This window comes from Sphaerisporangium sp. NPDC049457, assembly GCF_055586705.1.
In genome coordinates this window covers 279,422-303,745 of record NZ_JBVJHR010000002.1, presented here as the reverse complement: position 1 = coordinate 303,745, position 24,324 = coordinate 279,422, and the positions used below count along the sequence as shown (strand labels likewise).

The following is a 24,324-nucleotide window of genomic DNA, read 5'->3' as shown; positions in this document are numbered from 1 at the left end:
GCGGGGAGCACCGGCCGGCCGAGCCGGCGCCGGTGCTCCCCGCACGCGAATCCCGCGTCAGTTCAGGTCGAACTCACCCGCTCGAGCACCGGCGAGGAAGGCCTCCCACTCCTGGTCGGTGAAGAACAGCACCGGGCTGTGGGAGTTCTTGGAGTCCCGGACCGCGACCCCGCCCTCGAACATCGCGACCTCGACGCAGCCGCCGCCGTTGTCGCTGAAGGTCGCCTTGAACCACGCGGCCTTCTGGTGCACGCCGTTCGCCATGGATCCTTCTCCTTCTGTTCTGGGAGGCCATCTCGCCGCCCGCAGAAGAAGAGTGCGATCCCCCGCAGGGAGCTTTGCCTGGTCACGGACAGGGAGGCGCGCAGGGAGGTGAACGGGGAGGCCGGCGGGGAGACACGCCGGCAGCGCCGCACGCACCCCTCCGCCGCCTCGACCACGTACCACCGTCAACCTTCCCCTTGAGAGGTGAGCAATGGAGTTCCGATTATTGAGCGGCGTCGACGCCTACGCCGGAGAGGTTCGCGTCGACCTCGGTGACCGCAAATGCCGCCACATCCTGGCGGCGCTGCTGGTGGCGGAAGGCCACCCGATCTCCGATGACGAATTGATCGCCAAGCTCTGGGACGAGAAGCCTCCCGCGACGGTCCAGGATCTGCTCCAGTCCTATGCGGGCGCCCTGCGCAGAAACCTGCTGAACGCGGGGGCGGCGGGCGACGTTCTCCCGCCCAAGGAGAGCGCGGGCTACCGGATGTCCGTGGACCGCGAACAAGTCGACCTGCACCGGTTCCACGACCGCTTCCACGCGGCCCGGCAGATGGCCGGCCATGACGACGCGGAGGCCGTACGTCTGTCGCGCGAGGCGCTGCGGCAATGGGGCGGCTCCTTCGGCCGGCCGGCCGGACAGCCGCTGGCCGGCCTGACGGGGCGCTGGGCCGATGGCTACCGGGTGCGGCTGCGGACCGAGTACCGAACCGTGCTCACCATCTGCGTCGAAGCCGAGCTGCGGCTCGGCCACCACCAGCGCGTGCTGCCGGAACTGATCGACATGGCCGACGAGTGGCCGGCCGACGAGGGACTGGCGTGCCTCCTCATGCGGGCCTACTACCAGGCTGGGCGTCAGAAGGACGCGCTCGCGACCTTCCATCGCGTCAGAGACCGGCTGGCCGACGAGATCGGCGTCGACCCCGGGCCCGAGCTGCGGCGGCTGCACCAGCAGGTCCTCGCGCAGGATTCGGCGCTCGACGCCCCCGGCCCCGCGCACGGGCCGGGGCAGGACGCACCGGCCGCGTCCGCCTCCTCCGAGGCGAGCCCCCGCGGCACGTACGACGACGACACCGGCCACGATGGCGGTACGGGGGCCGGAGGCACCGCGGACGACAGCGGCACAGGCGCCCGCCGCGGCGGCAAGGACATCGGGATGAGGGCCGCCCGGCTGGTGGCCGAGAACCTCGCCGGTTCGCCGGACGAGTTCGTGGTCCATCCGGCGAGCGAGCCGGCCGACAGACTTATCGACCGGGTGTTCAACCAGTTCAGAGGGGACACACGAGGCGAGGCGGCGCTGGCCGTCGTCCGTGTCTCCCCGGCCGCTCCAGAGGCCGTGCGCGCCCTGCGGGACGTCATCGTCGTCCACATGGGACGCGACCGCGACTTCGCGCGCGATATCGGACACCTCGTCAAGCAGGTGCGCAGGCAGGAGAGACGCACCGCGGGCACGGCCATCAACGCGGAGTCGATCAACCACGCGCAGGTCGTCAACGGCACCGTGAAGATCAGCGGCGGCTGGAACATCTACAACTGACCCTCGCCGACACAGGGTGCGGGGCGTCGCGTCCTTTCCGCACCCTTCCCTCGGCATGGCGGAAACAGGGAGATCTTGATGAACCAGCGGCAGGGCGTCCCGCCCAAGGAACCTCCCGCGGCGCCGAATCGCCCAGGTTCGGCGGCCGCGGACGACGCCGGGCGCAACGTCCCGCAGGGCGGCGACCCCCCGGCACCCGAAGAGGCCCCCGTCCGGCCCGGCCCGGAGGGCGACCAGGACGAACCGCTCAGCGAGCAGGACGCCATCGCGGCCATGAGCCGCGGCGAGGATACAGAGCACACCGAGTCCGCCCGGGTGGCCGCGATCGCGGACCGGGTCGCCGAACAGCTGCAGACAGGCTCGCTCGGCACGCGGATCGGAACCCTGGCCCTGTTCCAGGACACCGTCAGCATCACCGGCGGGCTCAACATGGCGGCCCGCGGGAACTCCGGTGGCGCGGGCAGGAGGCTCCGGCTGATCGACGGCGAGCATCTGGCCGACAACACCGCGTTCTACCTCTACCCGTCCCGATTCGACCACGCACTGCGCGTGCTCCAGGAGCGGCGGCTGCTCGTGCTCGCCATGGTGCCGGGCGGTCGCAAGGCCGCGGCGTTCAACCTCGTGGCCAGAATGCTCCGGCAGAACGGAGACGCGACGTCCTGCGCGACGGCGGGCAGGGCGTCCGAGGAGACGTCCGCGAACGGGGGCGACGGCGGGGAGGACCACGGGTGCTACCTCGTCACCGACTCGTCCATCATCGAGGAGCTGGAGGACGAGCCGCGCCACCGCGGCAAGGGCTACGTCGTCCTGCTCGATGACGCCCCCGCCGCCTCCGCCGAGCCGCAGCGCCTGACGGTGGAGACCATCGACGAGTGGTGGCTGGCCGAGACCGCGGCCCGGCTCAAGAAGCTGGGCAGCTACATGGTCCTGGTCACCGAGCCTCCTCGCGGGGCGCTGGAGGACGCGGCGCGCCGTTCCCGGCATGTGCTCACCTCGCTCGGCGAGATCGACCTTGTCCGCCTCATCGAGCGGCGTGTCCTGGACGACGACTCGTCCCCGCAGGACAGGGCGATCCTGCGGGCGACGCTCTCGGCCACCGGGGCGCTGGACCTGCTCCGCGAGGTCCCCCAGCCGCAGGTGGCCGTGCATCTGGCGTCCGTCATCGGCGCCGATGGCGACGTCGAGGCCGCCGTCAGGGAACTGCGTGATCCGACCAGGCAGGTCCACGCGTGGTTCGGCCGCCACGGCGACCCCGAGTCGTGGGTGTTCGCGCTCGCGGCCGCGGTGCTGGAGGACGCGGCGTACCTGACGGTGTCCGACGCCGCGGTCGCGCTCTACCGTTTGCTCAAGCCCACGCTGGAAGACCCGCCCGACCTGCGTTTCCGTGACCGCCTCGGAATCGACCACCGGTGGATCGAGATCCACGCGCCCACCGGCGGCATCGGCCCGGCCGCGCAGGCCGAGCCGCCGCGGGTCCGTTTCCGCAACCGGCTGATGCGACAGGCGGTGCTGGCCTACGCGTGGACCTACCTCGACGGCCATCGCTCGACGATCTTGACCTGGCTCGGCGAGCTGGTGACCCATCCCGACATCGACGTGCGAGCCCGGGCGGCGGTGGCGGCGGGCGTCATCGCCTGGGGCGACTACGACCACGCCGTCCACCGTTACCTGCGCCGGTGGGGCGGCAGCTCGACCGCCCCCATGCGGATCGGAGCGGCGACCGCGCTCGGCGTCGCGGGAAGCGCACCGCCGCTGACCGAACGGGTGTGGCGCCTGCTCGAATCGTGGACCGAAGAGTCGGACTCGCCCTCCGAGCGGCGGCTGTCGCTGGCGGCCGCCACGGCGTTCGGCAGCCGGTTCGGCGCGCAGGACCCGCGGCGGTCGACCAGGGCGCTGCGCACGCTGCTCGACCGCGACGACTGGAAGTTCCTCCAGCCGGTCGGCTGGAGTCTGCTCCGGCTGATCGAACAGGGCCACACCGGCGAGGTCCTGACCGCGTTGCTCGAATGGTCAGAGCCGCAGGACACCTCTCCCCTGGTCACCAAGGCCCTGTCCATCTTCGTCTTCGCGCTCCGCCAGCCTCCGCCGGACGACGGGGAGATCGGCCTGGGACGGCATCACGCCGATCCCCGGGGCCGCCGTCCGCTTCCCGTGCTCCTGTCCTGCGCCGGCGAGTACCACGAGCAGATCAGCGAGCTGTGGGCGCGCGGCCTCGACCGCAAACCGGTCCAGACGCTCGCGCTCGAAGCGCTACGCGAAAGTCTCGACGCCTACGCCGCGGCCGACACGGCGGCCGGGGAGAACCTGCGCCGGGTCGTGTTCGACATCGCGGCGCGGCGGGGCCGGCACCGCGAGCGTCTCGCCTGGTACCTGGGCGAATGGGGAGGCGACCGGGCCAACCCTTCGCGAGCCGCGGCGGAGCTTCACGCCGAACTGCTGCGCCGCCTTCGATGACCGTCGATGAACAAGGTCACCCCACACGCGTGACCTACAGAAGGGAGACGACATGTCACAGTTCACCTACGACCCCATCATCGAGAGCCACGATCTGCCATGGATCCGGCTCATCAACCCGCTGCGCCCGCCGAAACCGGGCACCGCGCTGGTGCTCGTTCCGCACGTCGGCGAGCCGCTGACCGTCCACCACGGAGAGCAGATCTCCGAGGCCTGGTACGGCGCCTACCAGCGCATGTTCCTCGTCGACATCGCCGAGCACCAGGTCGTCCTCTACGTGGACCTGCTGAGCAGGGACGCGAACTTCGCCTTCCAGGGGCTCGTCCGGCTCACCTGCCTGGTGGGGGACGCGGCGGAGATCGTGCGGCGCGGCATCCGCGACATCAGCGGCGCGATCTACGACCACGTCAAGTGGCGGCTGCGCCAGGTGTCCCGCCGGTACGACATCGCGCAGTTCCACGAGGCGGAGGAGGCGCTGAACCGCGAGCTGCACGGGTTCACCGGCGACGCCGCGATCCGCCTGCGCAACGTCTACGTCGAACTCCAGGTCGACCCGGACGAGATCGCCACCACCGGCCGCGCGTACCGGGCCATCGAACGTTCGGCCCGGCTCGCCGACCTGCGCAGGAACCACGAGCTGGCCTGGATGCGCCGCGACGGCGTGGAAGGGACGCTCGCCGAGCTGCTCAGGGTCGAGGGGCCGAGGGCCGTGCTGGACTTCGTCACGACGGCGGAGGCGGCCGAGCGCGGAGAGCTGCTTCGTGCCCTGGAGCACGTGCTGAGCAAATCCGGCACCGATCGGGAGCCCTTCGACCTGCTCCACGCGGAGCGCGCACTGCTGGACCGGATCATGGGCGGCTCCGCCGCGCCCTTCGGAGGCACCCGCTCCAGGCGCCTGCGGGGCTCGCTGACCGGCGAGATCGGCACGACCCGGCGCGAGGAGGAGGCGTCCGGACCGTCGCAGTACCGGCCCGCCGACGACGCGGAGGCGTCCAGACCGTCGCAGTACCGGCCCGCCGACGACGCGGACGGCGATCGGCGACCTGCCGGCGAACCCGCGCGGCATACCGACCGGCTCCGCGGCACCCACATCTATGCAACGGAGGAACACGATGGAGGATCCGGTGGCCGGCCGAGATGAAGCGGCCCTTCAGCCCTGTGCCGTCCGGCACGACGAGGCACGGAGGGAGCGCGGCGTGAACGACCGTGAGCCGGTGGAGGAGGAGACGCCGCTCCGGGAGGTGCCGAGAGGCCTGCCCAAGGAAGGGACGGCCGTCTGGCATCACCGCGCGCCGGAGATGCTGGCCGTCGGTGTGTGGGTGGAGCGGAGCGTCGGCGCCGGGGAGGACGCCGAACCTCTTTTCGTGCATCATGCGCCGACCGCCGAGGGCATCATCGGCGTGTTCGACGGGGCCGGCGGCGCGGGAGCGGCGCGGGACCACGTGACCCGCGACGGGACACCGCGCACCGGGGCCTTCGTCGCCGCCCGCATGGCGCGCAAGGGGGTCGAATCCTGGTACCTGGAGCGCCTGCGCGAAGGCGCCGGGTTCGGCGCGGGACCACTGCGCGGCCACCTGGCGCGGTCACTGGACGCCGTACGGCCGGGCACCCGCGGCAACAAGCTGGTCGGGACCATGCGCAGGACCCTTCCCACCACGATGGCGGCGCTCCGCTACCGGCTGCACGGCGCGCTGGTCGACTGCGAAGCCCTGTGGGCCGGGGACTCCCGGGGCTACGTGCTGACGGAGCGGTCGGGCCTGCAGGCGCTCACAAGGGATCACACCGTCGAGACCGACGCGTTGGATCAGCTGCTCATGGATCCCCCTCTGACGAACCTGATCTGCGTGGACCGTCCGTTCACCATCGACTCCCAGAACGTGCTGCTGGACACACCATGCGTCCTGATCTGCGCCACGGACGGCTTCTTCGGCTACGTCGACACACCTGCGGGCTTCGAGTCGCTGCTCCTGGAGGCCTTGTCGACGGCGTCCGATGAGCAGGAGTGGGCGCGGTCACTGGCGGGGTGGGGGGCGGCGTACTCGGCCGACGACGCGTCCTTGTGCCTGGCCGCCTTCGGCTACTCAGGGTTCGCGGAGCTCAAGGACGCCTACACGGCTCGATGGCGGGAGGTGGAGGCCCGCTACACGATGCCCGACGACGTCGCGCGCGGCGGCGAAGCGCGGATCCGAGGGTGGCGGCGGAGCCGCTGGGATCTCTACCGGCCCGGCTACGAGCGTCTCATGCCACCGCGCTCCGAGGGGTGACCATGAAGCTGGGGGGCGTCATCAACGGTTACCGCATCGTCAGCCCGCCGACCAACGACGGCGGCGGGAAATGCGTGTGGGCCTTCGCGGAGCGCGACGGCCGGCGGTACTTCGTGAAGCGCTTTCTCGAACCGAAGCGCCCGCGACAGGGCTCCACCGCGGGGACGGCGAGCACAGCGGCGCGGCTTCGAGAATGCGAGGAGTTCGAGAGGCGGCATCGCGCCATCATGGGGCGCCTGCGCCCGGACGCGGTCGGTGCGGGCAACCTCGTCCTGGCGGTCGACTTCTTCCACCAGGGCTCCACCTACTACAAGGTGACAGAGCGCATCGACGCGTGCGATCTCGCGGAGCCGTGGTCGCTCCCGGCACGGGAGAAGTCGATCTTGCTGCGGACGCTGGCGCTGAGCATCGGCCTCCTGCACGACATCGGCGTCGTGCACGGTGACCTCAAACCCGCCAACGTGCTGATCCAGAAGAGGACCGCGGGCAGCTTCCACACCGCCAAGCTCATCGACTTCGACGACTCCTACGTCGCGGGAGATCCCCCGGCCCGCGAGACCATAACCGGCGACTCGCTGTACGGAGCGCCCGAGTGGCGGCGGTACGTCCAGGGCGACGAGACCGTCACGGCGGAGCGGCTTCGCACCGCCGTGGACATCTTCGCCCTGGGGCTGATGACGCACTACTACGTGACGGGCGCGCTGCCCGCACACGATCCCGTGTTCGGCTCGCCGGCCGACGCGGTGAACGCGGGCGCCGGCCTGCGCGTGGACGACCGGCTGACACCGGCGACGCGGGAGCTGGTGCGGTCGATGACCGGCGCCGATCCGCTGACCCGTCCGCCGGTCTCCGCGTTCGTGGAGGCATTGCGCGACCCCGCCGCCTGCGGGCTTCTCGGCGGCCCTGGCCCTCGTGCGACGCCGCACGCGGCGCCGGGCGAGGAGCCGCCCTCTCACATGCGGCCCGACCAGCATGGGAGAGACCGTCAACCTCTTCCCCACGCCGACGGTGTCACCCCGCCGTCCCGTGCCGGCACGGGCGCCTCGCGCCTGCGCGTCAACCTCGGCAAGAGCTGATCGGCGCCCGCACGCCCACCGGCGGCCGGCGGACGCGCGCCGGTTCGCCGGCCTCGCCCCCATCTGAGAAGGGAAACGTCATGACTTCTATCGGACATCACCCGGCGAACCTGCGATACGCCGTGGACATCGTGCTCTGCATCGACGTGACCGAAAGCATGCGACCGGTGCTGGACACCGTCAAGAACAACGCGCTGTCGTTCCACCAGCGGCTGGAGACCGTGATGGGCCGGAAGGGCAAGGCGATCAGCCGGCTGCGGCTGAAGGTCATCGCGTTCCGCGACTTCGGGGACCGCGCGGACGACGCGCTCGAGGAGAGCGCGTTCTTCGTCCTCCCCGACCAGACCCCGGCGTTCGAGGACTTCGTGCGCGGCCTTCGGCCCTCGGGCGGCGGGGACTTCCCCGAGTCGGGGCTCGAGGCGCTGGCTTTGGCCATCGACTCGCCTTGGGAGAAGGGATTGGACCGGCGCCGGCATGTCATCGTGATGTTCACCGACGCTCCAGCGCACCCGCTCGGCATGCCCGAGGCCTTGGCCGCGGCCACGTATCCCCGTCACATCCCCCGCGACCTGGACGGGCTGTTCGAGCAGTGGGGGTACGCGAGCAGTCCGTCGGCCGTGATGGAGAACTCCGCCAAGAGGCTGGTGCTCTTCGCACCGGACGCCGAGCCGTGGACGACCATCACGGAGGAGTGGAACTACACCCTGCAGTTCCCGTCCAAGGCCGGCCAGGGCCTGGAGGACGTCGAGATGGATGAGATCATCAACACCATCGTGAACAGCCTGTGATGACGAACGCCACCTGGCGGTGCACGGCGTGCGACACCTTCAACGACGGAGGATGCGGCGTTTGCGTCGCGTGCGACGAGCGGCGGCCCGAGCCGCAGGCCGCCCCGCCACCGCCTTATCCCCCGTCGTCCATTCCGCCACCGCCATATCCCCCATCGTCCATTCCGCCATCGCCTTATCCGCCTCCATCTCCATCGGGGGCGCCGGGAGCCGTGGGGCGGCGGCCGCAAGACGGCGCCCTCTTCTTCCCACCCCACGCGGCGCCGGGCGGGACGGGCGGGTACGTCCCGCCGTCGACCCGGCCGGCGACGCCCATGGTGTACGCTGCTCCGCCGCCGAACGGGCATGTGAGGCCCCCGGTCCTCGGCCCTGCGCCCATCTCGGACGCGCCTTACAGATCTGCGGCGAAGGGTCTGCTCATAGCCGCGATGATCCTCGTGGCGGGAATCCTCGCGCTCGCGCTGGTCAGCGACATGCTGGCCGCCCTGACCCCGCGGGCCGCCCCGAGCGGTTCCTCAGGGGTGGCCGCCGCCGCGGACGCGGACGAGACGGGCGCCGGCCCGCGGCGCGCCGGTTCCGCCTGCCCCGGCCGGGTCGCCCGGGCACTACCCGGCGGGGAGGCGGATCTGGTCGTCGCGTACGTGTCGGGGAACATCAGGATCATCCTGTGCCGGACCGAGGACGGCGCCGTCTATTACTTCGGGGAGTTCACCGACCGTCCCGGCTCCAGCATGAACGTGCCCGCCGTGGAGACCCCGACCGGCTACTTCGCCGAGAACGGCTCCTACGCCTACGAGATCCGCGGCAACCTGGTGATCATCACCCACGACGGCGAGCTGGTCGGCAGAAGAGTCCTGACCGTGATCCCCAGCACCTCATGACCGCCCGTCCCCTTCCCGGCATGCCGGCCTTACCGACATGCCGGGCGTTCCCGCCTGCCGCCAGGTCGCGGGGAGCTACTGGGAGAACCGGGTTGCCGTCTCGCCGGTGAGTCGGCCTGGTGGGAGGCGGCGGCCGCAGATCGCGAGGAGCAGGTCTTGGGCCAGGCCCCGGACCGGCTGTCCCGTGCCGTGGCTCCAGTCGAGGTCGGTCGCCTGGAGCGCGACGCCTGTGAGGTCGGTACCGAAGAACGCGATGTTCTTCGGCCGCATCCCGGCCAGCACCATGGCGACTCTCCCGGGCGGGACCCGGCGGTCCAGTCCCAGGCCCACCGTGATGTCGAGACCGTGGATGACGTCGTGCGCCAGCGCGCCCTGGACGCCTCCGCCGGGCGGGGTCCACGGATTCGCGGCGTTGTCCCGCAAGGTGGCGAGCAGCGTCTCGGCCGGCAGCCTGGCGGCGTCGCGGCGCGCGCACCGGTCGGCCATGCGGTTGATGTTCCCGCGCGCCTTCAGCAACTCCACCATCGTCCTGCCGAGCGAGGTGCGGAAGGGCATCGTCGTGTGGGCGACGACCTCGCGTACCCTCCAGCCGTCGCACAACGTGGGCGCGTCCCACTGTTCCGGTCGCAGAGCGGCCAGCAGGTCGGCCTGCTCGCGCCGTTCCGCCGCCACCGCGTCCCTGAGCTGCTCTTCGGTCATCGCCGATCTCCCGTTCATGCTTCGCGCGCACTGCTCTGTGCGCGCGTTCGTGGTCCATCCCTGTGGGATACGAGGGCGGCGCCGGAAACTCATCGGCCGGCCCCGTGATGCGTCGGTGATGTCGGTGACGGCGCATATGGTCGGGGGATGGTGGAGACGCTGACCGGCGTAGGGGCCCGGCTGGAACCGTTCCGCACCGAACTGACCGGATACTGCTACCGGTTGCTCGGCTCCGGCTTCGAGGCCGAGGACGCCGTGCAGGAGACGCTGCTGCGTGCCTGGCGGTCGTTCGACCGCTATGACGAGCGGCGGGGCTCGCTGCGCACCTGGCTCTACAGCATCGCCACCAACATCTGCCTCGACATGCTGCGCAGCCCGCAGCGCCGGGCACTGGCCATGGATCTCAGCCCGGCCGGGACGCCCGGCCCGAGCATCGGCGAGCCGGTGTCCGAGCGGCTCTTCGTCCACCCCGTTCCCGACTCTCTCGTGCTGCCGCTGGACGGCGATCCGCAGGAGGTGGCCGTGCGGCGTGAGACGGTCCGCCTGGCGTTCGTCGCCGCGCTGCAGCACCTGCCGCCGCGGCAGAGAGTGGTGCTGATCCTGCGCGAGGTGCTGCGCTGGCGGACCGAGGAGGTCGCGACCCTGCTGGAGACCACCGCCGCGTCGGTCACCAGCGCGTTGCAGCGGGCAAGGTCGACGCTCAAGGCGGTCGACGTCACGTCCGGCGAGCCCTTCCGGCCGTCCGATCCTGTCCAGCGTGAGTTGCTCAGCCGCTATTGCACCGCGTTCGAGCGTCATGACATCGCCGCGCTCGTCGCCCTGCTGCGCGAGGACGCGACGATGTCGATGCCTCCCTTCGCCTGGTGGCTTCGCGGCCGCGACCAGATCAGGCAGGCGCTGCTCGATCCGGCCGCGTCCTGCGCCGGGGCGCGCCTCATTCCGGTCGCGGCGAACGGCTCGCCGGCGTTCTGGCAGACGAGACCCGGACCCGACGGTGTGCACGTCCCCTTCGCGCTGGTCCTCCTCGACGTGTCCGAGGGCCTGATCAGCGGCATCACCACCTACCTGGACGCCGACCGGCTGACCCGGCTCTTCGGCCACCCGAGCACCGGCCACCCGAGCAGCCCCCGGCCGTGACAGAGCTGACACGCTGGACGCCGCCTCGCTGACACGCTGGACGGTATGCAGCTGACACGATCGTCGCTCTTTCGCTGACGCGGTCGTCGCCGTGGATCTGACGCGTCGGTTGCCGTCAGGTTGAGGTCGGACGGAGGCGAAGGGCTCAGGTTGTGGTCTTTTGGGCGTCTTGACAGGATTAATTGGTAAGTGCAGACTAACGGTTCGTGGGAGCTTACGGAGTGGACGCGCTCGCGGCATTGGCCGATCCGACGCGGCGGGCCATCTTCGAGTGCCTCGCGCTCGGCCCCAAAGCCGTGGGCCAGCTCGCCAACGAGCTGCCGGTCAGCAGGCCGGCGGTGTCGCAGCATCTGCGAGTGCTGAAAGAAGCGGGCCTCGTCACCGACCAGGCAGAGGGGACGCGGCGCATCTACCGCATCGACCGGCGAGGCGTCGAGGCCATCCACGCTTACCTGGACCGGATGTGGGGCCAAGCCTTGCGGAGCTTCCAGGCGGCGGCGGAGCAGTTGGCCGCGCAGGACGACCAGTCGCGAGACGGTCATGGAACAACGGAGTAGTCAGTCATGCACGACGTTCTTGGTCCGATACGGCACACGGTGACCGTGGCACTTTCCATCGAGCGGGCCTTCGGCCTGTTCACCGAGCACTTCGACACCTGGTGGCCCCGCGGCCACAAGATCGGCGCCACGGAGATGGCGGAGGCCGTGCTGGAGCCGCGCGCGGGCGGCCGCTGGTACGAGCGCGACGTCGACGGGAGCGAGTGCGACTGGGGTCGCGTCCTGGTCTTCGAGCCGCCGCACCGGCTGGTCGTCACCTGGCAGATCAACGGCCAGTGGCAGTACGACCCGGACCGCGACCACGCCAGCGAGGTCGAGGTGCGGTTCACCGAGGATGCCGGGCACACCCGGGTCGAGCTCGAACACCGGCACATCGAACGGCACGGCGCGGAGGCCGAGCAGATGTCGAAGGTGTTCGGTTCCCCCGGAGGATGGCCCGGCATCCTGGACGGCTACGCGCAGACCGCGTCGAACGCCTGAGACAGCGGCGCGCCGTGGCCCGGCAACGGGAGGCGCGGCGCCGGCAGGCCCGGCAACAGCAGGCCGGCAACGGGAGCCCAGAGAAGCTGCCGCCGGGGGGAGAGGCCCCCGGCGGCCCGCGGCCGGTCTGGTCCGCGGGCGCCGAGTGTCTTTGGGCGGAGGGAGGGTGCCGGAGGTCAGCGGGCCGAGCTTCGGCCGTGTTTGTGGTGGTGGGATGACTTCGGCGGGGTGAACCGGGACAGGTCGTGGATGCGCAGGTCCTTCTCTATGTCGGTGACCCGGTGGACCACGGCGTTGAAGCCGCGGTGCCCGAAACGGCGGTGCTCCTCGGCCTCGAAAACCTCGCCCAGGCGGGCGAACTCCCTGGCGGAGGTCAACTTGCGGAACGCGGGAAACACCACCGTGTCCTCCCGGGCCTCGTGGGGCTCGTACATGCGGATGAAGGCGGCCATGTCGGAGACCAAGGCGTGGCGCCGGTGGGCCGAGGCCCTGGAATGGCGGGTGGCGTCCAGGATGCGGTCGGTCAGCTCGCGTCCCCGCCTGTGCTGCGTGCACAGGACCGCCACCGTGTGGCGGAGTCTGCCGGTCTCGCGCAGGCGCGGGAAGACGTACCTCTCCTCCAGGTGCTCATGGTGGCGTTCGATGAAGTCGCGGATGACGCGGGCCGCGGCGTGCAGCGGGTGGGCGGGCACCTGCTCGCCGCGCTGGATCCGCCGGATCCCCTCCCGGTACACCAGCAGGATGCTCTTCAGCACTCCGTGCTCCCGCATGAGGTCCTCAGGAGGCGTCACCCCCGGCTTGTGCCCATGCCCGTGGACCTGCGCGGGGGACGCCGCGAGAGCCGGGATGTCGAACCCGGGGAATACGGCCAGGGGCACCGCGCCGGCCAGGGCGACGGTGGACAGCCCCAGGAGGTCACGGCGGCTCACCGCCGGCGAGTGATGATCTTCCACGATATCTCCGTTTTGCCCGGTTCTCAGGTTGCACCGCAGGCATCCGCGTGTGAACGGGAGAGTCCCCCGTCCCACTGACCCCCACGCCGACACGTGGGTAAATGCTTGATCCGCGGCATTAACGCCGACTCCTCCCACTAGCCGTTCGAGCGGCACGAACCACCCGAGGAGCGCGACGGACGCGGTCGAGCGGCATGTGTCGTGAACTGGTCCGATATCCATCGGTGGATGAATCCGGCATTCATCTCGATATTGGACATAAGTCGAACAGGTCTGATTGGCTCGCGGTCCAGTCCGATCAACGAGTGAGGATGAGAATGCGAATGTTCGGGGTGCGCCGGTTCGGAGCGGCGGCGAGCACAGGGATTCTGACGGTCTCCGTCATGGCGGGCGTCAGCGGGTATGGGACCGGCACGGCATGGGCCGCGCCGTACGCGACGGGCGGGGCGCCCCCGGTCGCGGCGACGGTGGCGCTGACGCCGTCGTCCCGCCCCCACGCGGCCGGCGGGGTGTCGCCGGCCGCGGCGCGGCGGCAACTACGCGAGCTGGAGAAGGCGTCCGGCGTGCGCATCGGCGCGTACGTGCTCGACACCGCGACCGGAAAGGCGTTCGGCTACCGGTCCGGCGAACGCTTCCCGCTGCTGTCCACCTTCAAGGCGATGGCCTGCGCCGCCGTGCTGAAGAAGGCGCGCACGTCGAGCCCTGGCCTGATGAGCCGGGTCGTGCGCTGGACGAAGGAGGAGCTGAAGGACAACTCGCCGGAGACGGAAAAGCACGTGGACGATGGGATGACCGTCTCCGAGCTGTGCCGGGCGGCGATCATCTATAGCGACAACACCGCGGGGAACATGATCCTCAAGCAGATCGGCGGGCCGAAGGGCCTGACGCGGTACTTCCGCACGTTGAAGGACCCGATCTCCCGGCTGGACCGCTGGGAGACCGAGCTGAACGTGTGGAGTCCCAAGGAGAGGCGGGACACGACCACTCCGGCGGCCATCGCCCGTGATCTGCGGAAGGTGGCGGCGGGCTCCGCCCTCGACGACCGGGACGAGTCGCGGCTGAACGCCTGGCTTCTCGCGAACACGACCGGCGGCGAGCGCATCCGCGCGGGTCTGCCCAAGACCTGGATCATCGGCGACAAGACGGGCAGCACCAGTACCTATGGGGGCGCCAACGACATCGCCGTCATCCGCACCTCGCCATCGGCCGCGCCGCTGATCATGGCGATCTACACCAACGCCAGGGCCGCCGCGGCTCCCTATGACAGCAAGGTGGTCGCGGACACCGCCACCGTCCTCGCCCGCGCTCTCGGCGAACTGCCCTAGCTGAAAGGGTTGAAGCCGTCGTCGCCGGGAGGTGGGCCGGTCGCGTTGATTCCCTGCCCGCGAAGGCACTGGGCATACTTGACCAGCTGGTCGTGCCGCCCGCCGTCGGCGCCGAGGCCGGGGATGGCGCCGCATCCGGCGACCAGGAACACCAGGCACAGGACGAGTTCTCTCATGCGGCAGACGATCGCGGACCGGACGTTTCGCGGTCGTCTCCGTGACCGTTAACGCCGGGGTAACCCGGGACGGGATATGACTTGGGCATGCGAGTGCTCGTGGCCGAGGACGAGAAGGCCCTCGCGGACCTGGTCGCCGAGGGGCTGCGCAGGTACGCGATGGCGGTCGACGTCGCCTATGACGGCACGGCGGCGGCCGAACGGCTCAGCGTCAACGACTACGACGTGCTCGTGCTCGACCGCGACCTGCCGGGGACGCCCGGCGACGCCATCTGCCGTGACCTCGCGCAGGCGGGCGCCCGTACGAGGATCCTGATGCTGACCGCGGCGGCGTCGGTGCACGACCGGGTCACCGGCCTCGGCCTCGGCGCCGACGACTACCTGCCCAAGCCGTTCGACTACGCGGAACTCGTGGCCCGGGTCCAGGCCCTCGGACGCCGCAGCATGGCCCCCGTCCCGCCGCTGCTGACCCGTGGGGACATCGTCATGGACGCACCGCGCATGCAGGTGTTCCGGGCCGGTCGCCATCTGGCGCTGTCCCGCAAGGAGTTCGCCATGCTGGAGGTCCTCATGCGGGCGGACGGCGCGATCGTGAGCGCGGAGGAGATGCTGGAACGGGCCTGGGACGAGCACACCGACCCGTTCAGCGGGGTCGTCCGGGTCACCATGAGCAAACTGCGCGGCAAGCTCGGCGACCCTCCGGTCATCGAGACGGTCGCCGGCAGCGGATACCGCCTGCCATGACGCTCAGGGTCCGGCTCGCCGCGTTCTACAGCGTCCTGCTCATCGCCACGTCCATGGCCATACTGGCGGCCGTCAACGTCTTCTTCGCCTTCGGCGTCACGTACCAGTCGAAGACCCAGTCGAGCTCCGTCCGTTACAGCCGCGACGGCACGCCGCCGGTCGTGCGGTACGCGGCGGACATCGGCCCCGGTGTCTCGATCATCACACTGGTCGCGGGCATCGTGCTGATCGTTGTCTCGATCTGGGCCGGGTGGTGGCTGGCCGGGCGCACACTGCGCCCGCTGGGGCGGATCACGGCGACCGCGCGGCGGTTGTCGCTGACGAACCTGGACGAACGGATCGCGCTCAAGGGGCCGAAGGACGAGTTGAGAGAGCTGGCCGACACCTTCGACGCCATGCTCGACCGCCTCGAACGCGCGGTGGCCGCCCAGAGCAGGTTCGTCGCGAACGCCTCGCACGAGCTGCGGACGCCGCTGGCCATCCAGCGGGCGGCCATCGAGATCGGGCTGGCCGACCCGACCCCCGACCGGATCGAGCGCTTCCGGACCGAACTGCTGGAGGCCAACCGGCGGACCGAGCGCCTGATCGACGGGCTGCTGCTGCTGGCACGCAGCGACCACGGCCTCGACGACGTCGTGGCCGTGCGGTTCGACCGGGTCGTCGCGGACGTCGTCGCCGGCTTCCCCGGGGTCGCGCTGCGAGCCCGGCCCACCACCGTGATCGGAGACCCCGTACTGCTCACCCAGCTGGTGACCAACCTGGTGGACAACGGGGTCCGGCACAATGTGCCCGGCGGAAGCGTGGAGGTGCGGGTGACCCCGGAGGCCGGGCTGGTCGTCACCAACACCGGCCCCGAGGTTCCCGCGGAACGCATCCCCGAGCTGTTCGAACCCTTCCGCCGGATGGCTCCGGACCGCACGGTGAGCGCCGGCGGCTCCGGCCTGGGCCTTTCCATCGTCGCTTCGATCGCCGCAGCCCACGCGATGACCGTGACGGCCCATCCGAACCCGGGCGGCGGGCTGACGGTCGCCGCGACCCTGCCTCAGATCGGGCGACCGGCCGGCGCAGGACCCCGGCTGACGGCGGAGAGGCCCGGCGATCGGCCGGCGCAGGACCCCGGCTGACGGCGGAGAGGCCCGGCGATCGGTCAGCGCAGGGCGCGGTTGACGGCGGAGAGGATGGCCTTGAGGGAGGCGGTGACGGTGTTGCCGTCGACGCCGACGCCCCACAGGACGCGCTCGCCCACCTGGCACTCGACGTAGGCGGCGGCCCGGGCGTCGGAGCCCGCGCTCATCGCGTGCTCGGTGTAGTCGAGGACGCGCACGTCGACCCCGACGCGGCCGAGGGCGTCGACGAAGGCGGAGATGGGACCGTTGCCCACGCCCTCGACCTCGCGGATCTCGCCGCCGATGCGGATGTCGGCGCTGATGGCGTCCTTCTCGTCGACCTGGGAGACGTTGCGGTGCGCCAGCAGGCCGAAGTGCCCCCACGGCTTGACCGTGCTCGGGAGGAACTCGTCGCTGAAGACCTCCCACATCTGCGCCGGGGTGACCTCGCCGCCCGCGGTGTCGGTGTGGGTCTGGATGACGCCGGAGAACTCGATCTGCAGCCGGCGCGGCAGGTCGAAGCCGTGCTCGGCCTTCATGATGTAGGCCACGCCGCCCTTGCCGGACTGGCTGTTGACCCGGATGACGGCCTCGTAGGTGCGCCCGACGTCCTTGGGATCGATCGGCAGGTACGGGACGGCCCAGGCGAAGTCGTCGACCGGCACGCCGTCGGCCGCGGCGTCGCGCTCGAGCGCCTCCAGCCCCTTCTTGATGGCGTCCTGGTGGGAGCCGGAGAAGGCGGTGTACACCAGCTCGCCGCCGTAGGGGTGGCGGGGGTGGACCGGGAGCTGGTTGCAGTACTCCACGACGCGGCGGATCTCGTCGATGTCGCCGAAGTCGACCTGCGGGTCGATGCCCTGCGAGAAGAGGTTCAGGCCCAGGGTGACCAGGCAGACGTTGCCGGTGCGCTCGCCGTTGCCGAACAGGCAGCCCTCGATGCGGTCGGCGCCGGCCTGGAAGCCCAGCTCGGCGGCGGCGACGGCCGTGCCGCGGTCGTTGTGCGGGTGCAGGGACAACACGATGGAGTCGCGGTAGGCCAGGTTTCGGTGCATCCACTCGATCTGGTCGGCGTAGACGTTCGGCGTGGCCATCTCGACGGTGGCCGGCAGGTTGATGATGACCTTGCGGTCGGGGGTGGGCTGCCAGACGTCGTTGACGGCGTCGCACACCTCGACGGCGTACTCCAGCTCGGTGCCGGTGAAGGACTCAGGCGAGTACTGGAAGTAGATCTCGGTGTCGCCCATCGTGTCGGCGAGCTTCTTGCACAGCTTGGCACCCTCGACGGCGATGGCCGTGATGCCCTCTTTGTCCAGGCCGAACACGACGCGGCGCTGGAGGGTCGAGGTGGAGTTGTACAGGTGGACGATGGCCTGCTTGGCGCCGCGCAGCGACTCGAAGGTGCGCTCGATCAGCTCGGGCCGCGCCTGCGTCAGCACCTGGATGACCACGTCGTCGGGGATGCGGTCCTCTTCGATGATCTGCCGGATGAAGTCGAACTCGGTCTGCGAGGCGGCGGGGAACCCCACCTCGATCTCCTTGTAGCCCATGCGTACCAGCAGGTCGAACATGCGCAGCTTGCGGTGGGAGTCCATCGGGTCGATCAGCGCCTGGTTGCCGTCGCGCAGGTCGACCGCGCACCATCGGGGGGCCCGGTCGATCACCTTGTCGGGCCAGGTGCGGTCGGTCAGCCGCACCGGGGCGAACGACTGGTAGCGCTGGAAGGGCATGGCGCTGGGCTGCTGCTCGGGATACATGGCGTGCTCCTGCTCGTGTCGGAACCGGGGGCGGCGCACGTCAGGACAGAACGCCTGAGCTGGTCTGATGCATCAGAGAGTGGTCGCCACCGGGATTAACCCTGCAAAGCGGCCGACGCGCATGGCTCGCTCCGCGGCGAGGGAGCCGGCCTCTTACAGGCCCTCGCCGCGGCAGCTAAGAAGCAGCCCGCGCAGCATACCCACGACCGTAGCAGACGCCGACGCCATCTCGTAACGCGAAGGCCCCGGCAGGGGTGCGGGAGGGGGAACGCGGCGGTACGTGGTGGTACGTGGCGACGTGCTTGCGGCCCCGGCCCGGATCTCGCCCCCGGGCCGGGGACCCGACGCGATCTACTGCTGGTAGTTCTCGACCTCGTCGACCGGGCGCGGACTGGAGAAGTCGGGGTCCTCGCCGAACTCTCTGCGCGCCTTACGCTGGCGCAGCAGGTCCCAGCACTGGTCGAGGGCCTCCTCCAGCTCGCGGACCCGGCCGTGCTCCTCGTCCGCGGACACCTCTCCGGTGCTCACCCGCGCGCGCAGATCGTGCTCCTCGGCGATGAGGCCCTTGATCTTCGCGAGGATCTCGCCATCCTGCATTGGTTTCCTCCTGTCTTCAGCAGGGAGCTTACGGGCACCGCGCCGCCCGCCGCCCGTCACCCCGGCCGGCTGTGGACGACGCGCGCACACGGGTGAGGACGCGGGTCGTCGCCGGTGCGGTAAAGAAACCCTGGCCGTCACCGCCGTGCTTTTTGCCCGCATTTTCGGCACTAGGTCCCTTTTGAGCGCTGTAATCGGACTACGGACCGACTTGTAGGACGAACGCAGGGACGTGGCGGGAGGCGGGCTGGTGATCTACACGCGGGAGGCCACTGTCCCGTCGAGCAAGCTCGCCCGCAAGGGCCGTCTCCTGACGGGATGGGCCGCCTCCACCGATCACAAGGTGATCGGCAACATGTACCTCATCGCCTCGTTCGGGTTCTTCCTGATCGCCGGCATCATGGCGATGGTCGTCCGCGCCGAGCTGGCCCGGCCGGGGCTGCAGTTCGTCGGCAACAAGCAGTACAACGAGCTGTTCACCATGCACGGCGCCGTCATGCTGCTGCTGTTCGCCACCCCCCTGTTCGCGGGCTTCGCCAACGCCATCATGCCGCTGCAGATCGGCGCGCCGGACGTGGCGTTCCCGCGGCTCAACATGTTCAGCTTCTGGCTGTTCCTGTTCGGCGGCATCATCGTGGTGTCAGGGTTCTTCACCTCCGGCGGCGCCGCGGACTTCGGCTGGACCGCCTACACGCCGCTGTCCCGGTCCACGTACTCGCCGGACATCGGCAAGGACCTGTGGATCATGGGGCTGTCCATGTCAGGGCTCGGGACGATCCTCGGCGCGGTCAACTTCATCACCACGATCATCTGCATGCGCGCCCCCGGCATGACCATGTTCCGGATGCCGATCTTCACGTGGAACACCCTGCTGACCAGCCTGCTCGCGCTGCTGGCCTTCCCGGTGCTGGCCGCCGCGCTGCTGGCGCTGGAGGCCGACCGCAGGCTCGGCACGCACATCTACGACCCCGACACGGGCGGGGCGATGCTCTGGCAGCACCTGTTCTGGTTCTTCGGGCACCCTGAGGTGTACATCATCGCGCTGCCGTTCTTCGGCATCATCACCGAGGTGCTGCCGGTGTTCAGCCGCAAGCCGGTGTTCGGCTACATCGGCCTGGTCGGGGCGACCATCGCGATCGCGGGCCTGTCGATGACGGTGTGGGCGCACCACATGTTCGTCACCGGCCAGGTGCTGCTGCCGTTCTTCTCGTTCATGAGCTTCCTCATCGCCGTGCCGACCGGGGTGAAGTTCTTCAACTGGGTCGGGACGATGTGGCGCGGGCACCTCACGTTCCCGACGCCGATGATGTTCGCCGTCGGCTTCCTGGTGACGTTCCTGTTCGGCGGCCTGACCGGCGTCATCCTCGCCTCGCCGCCGCTGGACTTCCAGGTGAGCGACTCCTACTTCGTGGTCGCCCACTTCCACTACGTCGTCTTCGGCACCGTGGTGTTCGCGATGTTCTCCGGCTTCTACTTCTGGTGGCCCAAGCTCACCGGCACGATGCTCAACGACAAGCTGGGCAAGTGGCACTTCTGGCTGCTGTTCGTCGGGTTCCACACCACCTTCCTCGTCCAGCACTGGCTGGGCGCGCAGGGGATGCCGCGCCGGTACGCCGACTACGCGGCGACCGACGGCTTCGAGGTCGCGAACCTGATCTCGTCGGTCGGCGCGTTCATCCTGGGCGCCTCGACGCTGCCGTTCCTGTACAACATCTGGTACACCTGGCGGCGCGCCCCCAGGGTGACCATCGACGACCCGTGGGGCTTCGGCAACTCGCTCGAATGGGCGACATCCTGCCCACCCCCGCGGCACAACTTCACGAGCATCCCGCCGATACGCTCCGAGCGCCCGGCCTTCGACCTGCACTACTCCCACCTGCCGCGGACGATCGAGCGGACCGGCAGGCGGGAGTGACCGCGGTCAGACGGCCAGCAGGCGGTGCACCTCTTCCTCGCGGAGCTCGTCGGCGGTGCCGGCGCGCACGACGTGCCCGGCGTCCAGGATGAGGAAGCGGTCGGCGAGCCGCAGCGCGAGGTCCAGGTACTGCTCGACGAGCAGCACCGCCAGCCCCGAGTCGTGCAGCCGTTCGATCGCCTCCTCGATCTCCAGGATGATGGACGGCTGGATGCCCTCGGTCGGCTCGTCCAGGATCAGCAGCTTGGGCCGGGTCACCAGCGCCCGCGCCATCGCGAGCTGCTGCTGCTGGCCGCCCGACAGGAAGCCCGCGCGCCTCTTCAGCAGCGGCTTCAGCCGGGGAAAGACCTCAAGCGCCTCGTCGATCGAGGCGGGGTCCTTGTGCGTGGACGCCTCCACCGTCACCAGCAGGTTGCCCATCACGCTGAGCTGCGGGAACGTCTCGTGTCCCTGCGGGACGTAGCCGAGGCCGAGGCGCACCCGCTCGTGCGGCCGCAGCCGGGTGACGTCCCTGCCCTCGAACGTGACCGTCCCCGCCGTCGCGGGCAGCACGCCCATCACGGTGTTGAGCAGCGTGGTCTTGCCCACGCCGTTGCGTCCCATGACGCACACCAGGCTGCCGGCCTCCACCTCGAAGGACACGTCGAAGAGCACCCGCGCCCTGCCGTACCCCGCTGACAAGCCCTGCACCGACAGCATCACTTCACCTCTCCGGCGGTGGCCGCGCCCTTGGATCTCTCCTCGGCCCTGCCCAGATAGACCTCCTGTACACGAGGGTCGGCCCGCACCTGGTCGACCGAGCCCTCGACGAGCACCCTGCCCTCGTGGAGCACCGTGACCTGGGACGCGTACCGCCGCAGGAAGTCCATGTCGTGCTCGATCACGATCACCGTGTGATCCTTGGCGATCTCGGTGAGCAGCTCGCCGGTGCGCAGGCGTTCCTCGGCGGACATGCCGGCGACCGGCTCGTCCAGCAGCAGCAGCCGGGGCCGCTGGGCGATGAGCATGCCGATCTCCAGCCACTGCCGCTGCCCGTGGGACAGCACCCCGGCGGGCCTGCCGGCGAGCAGGTCGAGGCCGGTGGTCTCCATGGCCGCCGCCACCGCGTCGGACACCCCGCGCCGGCGGCGGGCCAGCGACCACAGCGGCCTGCGGAACGACGCGGCCAGGTCGAGGTTCTCCACCACGGTGAGCTCCTCGAACACGACCGAGGTCTGGAAGGTGCGGCCCACGCCCATCCGGACGATCTCGTGCTCCTTGCGGCCGACCAGGTCCCCGCCCTCGAACCGCACGGTGCCCGCGGCGGGCTTGGTCAGCCCGGTGATGACGTCGATCAGCGTGGTCTTGCCCGCGCCGTTCGGCCCGATGAGGAAGCGCAGCTCCCCCTGCTCGACGGTGAGGTCGACCCCGTCCAGCGCGCGGAACCCGTCGAAGACCACCGACAGGTCGCGCACCTCCAGCAGTGCCCCGCTCATGCTCGCGACTCCGGTACCTCGATCAGGGGGACGCTCACGTCTGGGCCGCGGCCGTCGTCCGGGACCGCCGGTTCCGGCGGTCGCGCCGCCGGCGGCGTCCGGCGTGGCATCCTCGCGGCCAGCAGGTTCCTGGCGGCGGCGGCCAGGCCGAACACGCCCTTGGGCGCCAGGCTGATCACCAGGATGAACAGCGCCCCCTGCAGATAGAGCCAGCCGTCGGCGAACTGCTCGCTGAACGCCGTCTTGGCGTAGCCCATCAGCACCGCGCCGAGCACGGCGCCCGCGAGCGAGAACCTGCCGCCGACCGCCACGGCGACGACGAGCTCCAGCGAGGGCACCACGCCGAGCAGGGCGGGCGAGATGATGCCGACGACCGGCACGAAGAGCGCCCCGGCCAGCCCGGCCATCCCCGCCGACACCGCGAAGGTGACGGTCTTGACGGTCGCGGGGTTGTAGCCGAGGAAGCGGACGCGGTCCTCGCCGTCCCTGATCGCCACCAGCAGCCGGCCGAAGCGGCTGCGGACGAGCTGCCAGGCCAGCAGGTACAGCAGGCCCAGCACCGCCGCCACCACCAGGTACAGCCCGCGCTGCGTCTGGTCGGCGGCCAGGTCCTGGCCGAACAGGTCGAAGAAGTTCGTCAGGCCGTTGGTGCCGCCGGTCAGCCCCTGCTGGCCGACCAGCAGGATGACCGTGGCGGCGGCGAGCGCCTGCGTCAGGATCGCGAAGTAGGCGCCGCGGACGCGCTGCCGGAACACCAGCGTGCCGAGCAGGACGGCGAGCAGCACCGGCCCCGCGACGGCGAAGGCGATGGCGAACAGCGGGTTCCCGAACGGCGCCCACAGCGCGGGCAGCTTCTCCACGCCGCTCCACACCATGAAGTCCGGCAGGTCGCCGCCCGCGTCGTGCAGTTTGAGGTACATGCCCATCGCGTAGCCGCCGAGCCCGAAGAACACGCCCTGGCCGAGGGTCAGCATGCCGCCTTGACCCCACGCCAGCCCGATGCCGAGCGCGACGATGCCGAAGCAGAGGTACTTGGCGAGCAGTCCCAGGCGGAACGGCTCGAGCAGCGCCGGCGCCACCACCAGGGCCAGCACGGCCACGAGCGTGAACACCGCCGGGCCCTTGACCCGGTCGCGCCACGGCCGGCCGCCGTCCGCCGGAGCGAGCGGCACGACCTTCCGCACGGTCGCCGTCATGTGAGCGCCCTCGCTCTCAGCACGAACAGTCCCTGCGGCCGCACCTGCAGGAATCCGATGATGACCACGAACACGATGACCTTGGCCAGGCTCGCGTTGGTCCAGAACTCGGCGTAGGAGTTCAGCAGGCCCAGGGCGACGGCCGCGATCACCGCGCCGCGCAGCTGGCCGAGGCCGCCGGCGACCACGACGAGGAACGCGTCCACGATGTAGTAGGTGCCGAGCGCCGGGCCGACCGGGCCGATCAGCGTGAGCGCCACCCCGGCGATGCCGGCCAGGCCGGAACCGATGAAGAAGGTGCGCTGGTCCACCCGACCGGTGTTGATGCCGCTGACGGCGGCGAGCTGCCGGTTCTGCATGACCGCCTGCATCCGCCGCCCCTGCGAGGTGCGGTTCATGTACGCCCAGATCGCCACGACGCTGCCGACGGCCAGCGCGAAGATGAACAGCCGGTTGTACGGCAGGATCCCGACCCCGCCCTGCAGCCATGCCGGCGCCTGCACCTGGACGTTGGGCGCGCCGAACAGGTCGCGGGCGAGCTGCTGCAGCACCAGGCTGACGCCCCAGGTCAGCAGCAGAGTGTCCAGCGGGCGGCCGTAGAAGTGCCGGATGGCCAGCCGCTCGAGGATCAGCCCCATGACCCCGGCCACGGCGAACGCGACCGGCAGCGCGACCAGCACCGCCTGCCGTCCCGCCCAGCCCTGGAGCAGGTAGGCGGTGTAGGCGCCCGCCATGATGAACTCGCCGTGGGCCATGTTGATCACGCCCATCTGGCCGAACGTGAACGTCAGGCCGAGTGCGATGAGAAGCAGCACGGCCGCGATCGAGAGCCCGATGGGCAGCTGGTTGACTATGGCCTCCACCCGCTCACCTCCCTTGCCTTCCCCGCCGATTCCGCGTGCCGCCGCGCGGCCGTCTCTGTGTCACTGATGTCCCGGTGTCACTG

General features: G+C 70.4%; 24 protein-coding genes. 14 read left to right on the top strand and 10 right to left on the bottom strand.

The window, feature by feature from the left end:
- Positions 1-57: 57 nt before the first annotated feature.
- Positions 58-264: a DUF397 domain-containing protein gene (locus ACZ6QO_RS04715; protein ID WP_465847679.1), complete on the bottom strand. Its 207-nt coding sequence runs from the start codon at positions 262-264 to the stop codon at positions 58-60.
- A 211-nt stretch (positions 265-475) separates the two neighbouring features.
- On the opposite strand from ACZ6QO_RS04715, the gene ACZ6QO_RS04710 reads away from it, so the two are divergent.
- The 7 genes from ACZ6QO_RS04710 to ACZ6QO_RS04680 all read left to right on the top strand — a co-directional run bounded on the left by ACZ6QO_RS04710 (position 476) and on the right by ACZ6QO_RS04680 (position 9,264).
- Positions 476-1,801, top strand: coding sequence for an AfsR/SARP family transcriptional regulator (locus ACZ6QO_RS04710; protein ID WP_465847677.1), 1,326 nt, complete (start codon positions 476-478; stop codon positions 1,799-1,801).
- 78 nt (positions 1,802-1,879) lie between these two features.
- Positions 1,880-4,255 carry a hypothetical protein gene (locus ACZ6QO_RS04705; RefSeq protein ID WP_465847675.1) on the top strand — a complete coding sequence of 792 codons (2,376 nt, stop codon included), beginning with the start codon at positions 1,880-1,882 and terminating at the stop codon, positions 4,253-4,255.
- Between the two features lie 52 nt (positions 4,256-4,307).
- Complete coding sequence (locus tag ACZ6QO_RS04700; protein WP_465847673.1) at positions 4,308-5,396, top strand: hypothetical protein; 1,089 nt, start codon at positions 4,308-4,310, stop codon at positions 5,394-5,396.
- 55 nt (positions 5,397-5,451) lie between these two features.
- Positions 5,452-6,519, top strand: a complete 1,068-nt coding sequence (locus tag ACZ6QO_RS04695) for a hypothetical protein (RefSeq protein WP_465847671.1) — start codon at positions 5,452-5,454, stop codon at positions 6,517-6,519.
- Positions 6,520-6,521: 2 nt separating this feature from the next.
- Positions 6,522-7,595 (top strand): protein kinase domain-containing protein, encoded by a 1,074-nt coding sequence (locus tag ACZ6QO_RS04690; protein WP_465847670.1) that lies wholly within the window; start codon positions 6,522-6,524, stop codon positions 7,593-7,595.
- Positions 7,596-7,675: 80 nt separating this feature from the next.
- The gene (locus ACZ6QO_RS04685; protein WP_465847668.1) at positions 7,676-8,383 is read left to right on the top strand and encodes a vWA domain-containing protein; all 708 of its coding nucleotides are present in this window, start codon (positions 7,676-7,678) and stop codon (positions 8,381-8,383) included.
- Positions 8,384-8,811: 428 nt separating this feature from the next.
- Entirely contained in the window at positions 8,812-9,264 is a 453-nt protein-coding gene (locus ACZ6QO_RS04680; RefSeq protein ID WP_465847666.1) for a hypothetical protein, read from the top strand.
- Positions 9,265-9,339: 75 nt separating this feature from the next.
- Here ACZ6QO_RS04680 and ACZ6QO_RS04675 read toward each other — a convergent pair whose 3' ends face one another.
- Entirely contained in the window at positions 9,340-9,963 is a 624-nt protein-coding gene (locus ACZ6QO_RS04675) for a maleylpyruvate isomerase family mycothiol-dependent enzyme (RefSeq protein ID WP_465847664.1), read from the bottom strand.
- A 147-nt stretch (positions 9,964-10,110) separates the two neighbouring features.
- On the opposite strand from ACZ6QO_RS04675, the gene ACZ6QO_RS04670 reads away from it, so the two are divergent.
- The 3 genes from ACZ6QO_RS04670 (at position 10,111) to ACZ6QO_RS04660 (ending at position 12,137) form a co-directional block, all read left to right on the top strand.
- The gene (locus ACZ6QO_RS04670) at positions 10,111-11,100 is read left to right on the top strand and encodes a sigma-70 family RNA polymerase sigma factor (protein WP_465847662.1); all 990 of its coding nucleotides are present in this window, start codon (positions 10,111-10,113) and stop codon (positions 11,098-11,100) included.
- A 206-nt stretch (positions 11,101-11,306) separates the two neighbouring features.
- On the top strand, positions 11,307-11,657 hold the full coding sequence (locus ACZ6QO_RS04665; protein WP_465847660.1) for an ArsR/SmtB family transcription factor: 351 nt from the start codon (positions 11,307-11,309) through the stop codon (positions 11,655-11,657).
- Between the two features lie 39 nt (positions 11,658-11,696).
- On the top strand, positions 11,697-12,137 hold the full coding sequence (locus tag ACZ6QO_RS04660; RefSeq protein WP_465847658.1) for an SRPBCC family protein: 441 nt from the start codon (positions 11,697-11,699) through the stop codon (positions 12,135-12,137).
- A 176-nt stretch (positions 12,138-12,313) separates the two neighbouring features.
- Here ACZ6QO_RS04660 and ACZ6QO_RS04655 read toward each other — a convergent pair whose 3' ends face one another.
- Positions 12,314-13,090: a hemerythrin domain-containing protein gene (locus ACZ6QO_RS04655; protein WP_465847657.1), complete on the bottom strand. Its 777-nt coding sequence runs from the start codon at positions 13,088-13,090 to the stop codon at positions 12,314-12,316.
- Between the two features lie 311 nt (positions 13,091-13,401).
- Here ACZ6QO_RS04655 and bla point away from each other — a divergent pair, with 311 nt between their 5' ends.
- Entirely contained in the window at positions 13,402-14,415 is a 1,014-nt protein-coding gene (bla, locus tag ACZ6QO_RS04650; protein ID WP_465847655.1) for a class A beta-lactamase, read from the top strand.
- Here the strand turns inward: bla and ACZ6QO_RS04645 are convergent.
- Positions 14,412-14,591, bottom strand: a complete 180-nt coding sequence (locus ACZ6QO_RS04645) for a hypothetical protein (protein ID WP_465847653.1) — start codon at positions 14,589-14,591, stop codon at positions 14,412-14,414. The two genes, bla and ACZ6QO_RS04645, sit on opposite strands and share 4 nt — an antisense overlap.
- 87 nt (positions 14,592-14,678) lie before the next feature.
- Here ACZ6QO_RS04645 and ACZ6QO_RS04640 point away from each other — a divergent pair, with 87 nt between their 5' ends.
- Together ACZ6QO_RS04640 and ACZ6QO_RS04635 are read left to right on the top strand one after the other, a co-directional pair.
- Positions 14,679-15,335, top strand: a complete 657-nt coding sequence (locus ACZ6QO_RS04640) for a response regulator transcription factor (RefSeq protein WP_465847651.1) — start codon at positions 14,679-14,681, stop codon at positions 15,333-15,335.
- Positions 15,332-16,459, top strand: a complete 1,128-nt coding sequence (locus ACZ6QO_RS04635) for a sensor histidine kinase (RefSeq protein WP_465847649.1) — start codon at positions 15,332-15,334, stop codon at positions 16,457-16,459. The genes ACZ6QO_RS04640 and ACZ6QO_RS04635 overlap by 4 nt, the downstream gene beginning before the upstream one ends.
- Positions 16,460-16,482: 23 nt before the next feature.
- Here the strand turns inward: ACZ6QO_RS04635 and leuA are convergent, their stop codons facing one another.
- Together leuA and ACZ6QO_RS04625 are read right to left on the bottom strand one after the other, a co-directional pair.
- A complete protein-coding gene (leuA, locus tag ACZ6QO_RS04630; protein ID WP_465847647.1) occupies positions 16,483-18,195 on the bottom strand; it encodes a 2-isopropylmalate synthase in 1,713 nt (570 codons plus the stop codon).
- A 351-nt stretch (positions 18,196-18,546) separates the two neighbouring features.
- Positions 18,547-18,792, bottom strand: a complete 246-nt coding sequence (locus ACZ6QO_RS04625; protein WP_465847646.1) for a DUF2630 family protein — start codon at positions 18,790-18,792, stop codon at positions 18,547-18,549.
- A gap of 250 nt (positions 18,793-19,042) precedes the next feature.
- Between ACZ6QO_RS04625 and ctaD the strand changes: the two genes are divergently transcribed.
- Positions 19,043-20,707: an aa3-type cytochrome oxidase subunit I gene (gene ctaD, locus ACZ6QO_RS04620; RefSeq protein WP_465847644.1), complete on the top strand. Its 1,665-nt coding sequence runs from the start codon at positions 19,043-19,045 to the stop codon at positions 20,705-20,707.
- 6 nt (positions 20,708-20,713) lie between these two features.
- Here the strand turns inward: ctaD and urtE are convergent, their stop codons facing one another.
- From urtE to urtB, 4 genes are read right to left on the bottom strand one after another with little or no spacing between them, the layout of a single operon-like run.
- Positions 20,714-21,406 (bottom strand): urea ABC transporter ATP-binding subunit UrtE, encoded by a 693-nt coding sequence (urtE, locus tag ACZ6QO_RS04615; protein ID WP_465847642.1) that lies wholly within the window; start codon positions 21,404-21,406, stop codon positions 20,714-20,716.
- On the bottom strand, positions 21,406-22,182 hold the full coding sequence (gene urtD / locus ACZ6QO_RS04610) for an urea ABC transporter ATP-binding protein UrtD (protein ID WP_465847640.1): 777 nt from the start codon (positions 22,180-22,182) through the stop codon (positions 21,406-21,408). The genes urtE and urtD overlap by 1 nt, the downstream gene beginning before the upstream one ends.
- Positions 22,179-23,378: an urea ABC transporter permease subunit UrtC gene (urtC, locus tag ACZ6QO_RS04605; protein ID WP_465847638.1), complete on the bottom strand. Its 1,200-nt coding sequence runs from the start codon at positions 23,376-23,378 to the stop codon at positions 22,179-22,181. Before urtC ends, urtD begins: the two co-directional genes overlap by 4 nt.
- Positions 23,375-24,241, bottom strand: a complete 867-nt coding sequence (urtB, locus tag ACZ6QO_RS04600) for an urea ABC transporter permease subunit UrtB (protein ID WP_465847636.1) — start codon at positions 24,239-24,241, stop codon at positions 23,375-23,377. Before urtB ends, urtC begins: the two co-directional genes overlap by 4 nt.
- Positions 24,242-24,324 lie beyond the last annotated feature (83 nt).

What these genes read in the sequence shown, in the direction of transcription:
- ACZ6QO_RS04715 (WP_465847679.1), bottom strand. Translation starts at nt 264, where the DNA reads ATGGCGAACGGCGTGCACCAGAAGGCCGCGTGGTTCAAGGCGACCTTC.
- ACZ6QO_RS04710 (WP_465847677.1), top strand. Translation starts at nt 476, where the DNA reads ATGGAGTTCCGATTATTGAGCGGCGTCGACGCCTACGCCGGAGAGGTT.
- ACZ6QO_RS04705 (WP_465847675.1), top strand. Translation starts at nt 1,880, where the DNA reads ATGAACCAGCGGCAGGGCGTCCCGCCCAAGGAACCTCCCGCGGCGCCG.
- ACZ6QO_RS04700 (WP_465847673.1), top strand. Translation starts at nt 4,308, where the DNA reads ATGTCACAGTTCACCTACGACCCCATCATCGAGAGCCACGATCTGCCA.
- ACZ6QO_RS04690 (WP_465847670.1), top strand. Translation starts at nt 6,522, where the DNA reads ATGAAGCTGGGGGGCGTCATCAACGGTTACCGCATCGTCAGCCCGCCG.
- ACZ6QO_RS04685 (WP_465847668.1), top strand. Translation starts at nt 7,676, where the DNA reads ATGACTTCTATCGGACATCACCCGGCGAACCTGCGATACGCCGTGGAC.
- ACZ6QO_RS04680 (WP_465847666.1), top strand. Translation starts at nt 8,812, where the DNA reads ATGATCCTCGTGGCGGGAATCCTCGCGCTCGCGCTGGTCAGCGACATG.
- ACZ6QO_RS04675 (WP_465847664.1), bottom strand. Translation starts at nt 9,963, where the DNA reads ATGACCGAAGAGCAGCTCAGGGACGCGGTGGCGGCGGAACGGCGCGAG.
- ACZ6QO_RS04670 (WP_465847662.1), top strand. Translation starts at nt 10,111, where the DNA reads ATGGTGGAGACGCTGACCGGCGTAGGGGCCCGGCTGGAACCGTTCCGC.
- bla (WP_465847655.1), top strand. Translation starts at nt 13,402, where the DNA reads ATGAGAATGCGAATGTTCGGGGTGCGCCGGTTCGGAGCGGCGGCGAGC.
- ACZ6QO_RS04645 (WP_465847653.1), bottom strand. Translation starts at nt 14,591, where the DNA reads ATGAGAGAACTCGTCCTGTGCCTGGTGTTCCTGGTCGCCGGATGCGGC.
- ACZ6QO_RS04640 (WP_465847651.1), top strand. Translation starts at nt 14,679, where the DNA reads ATGCGAGTGCTCGTGGCCGAGGACGAGAAGGCCCTCGCGGACCTGGTC.
- ACZ6QO_RS04635 (WP_465847649.1), top strand. Translation starts at nt 15,332, where the DNA reads ATGACGCTCAGGGTCCGGCTCGCCGCGTTCTACAGCGTCCTGCTCATC.
- leuA (WP_465847647.1), bottom strand. Translation starts at nt 18,195, where the DNA reads ATGTATCCCGAGCAGCAGCCCAGCGCCATGCCCTTCCAGCGCTACCAG.
- ACZ6QO_RS04625 (WP_465847646.1), bottom strand. Translation starts at nt 18,792, where the DNA reads ATGCAGGATGGCGAGATCCTCGCGAAGATCAAGGGCCTCATCGCCGAG.
- urtE (WP_465847642.1), bottom strand. Translation starts at nt 21,406, where the DNA reads ATGCTGTCGGTGCAGGGCTTGTCAGCGGGGTACGGCAGGGCGCGGGTG.
- urtD (WP_465847640.1), bottom strand. Translation starts at nt 22,182, where the DNA reads ATGAGCGGGGCACTGCTGGAGGTGCGCGACCTGTCGGTGGTCTTCGAC.
- urtC (WP_465847638.1), bottom strand. Translation starts at nt 23,378, where the DNA reads ATGACGGCGACCGTGCGGAAGGTCGTGCCGCTCGCTCCGGCGGACGGC.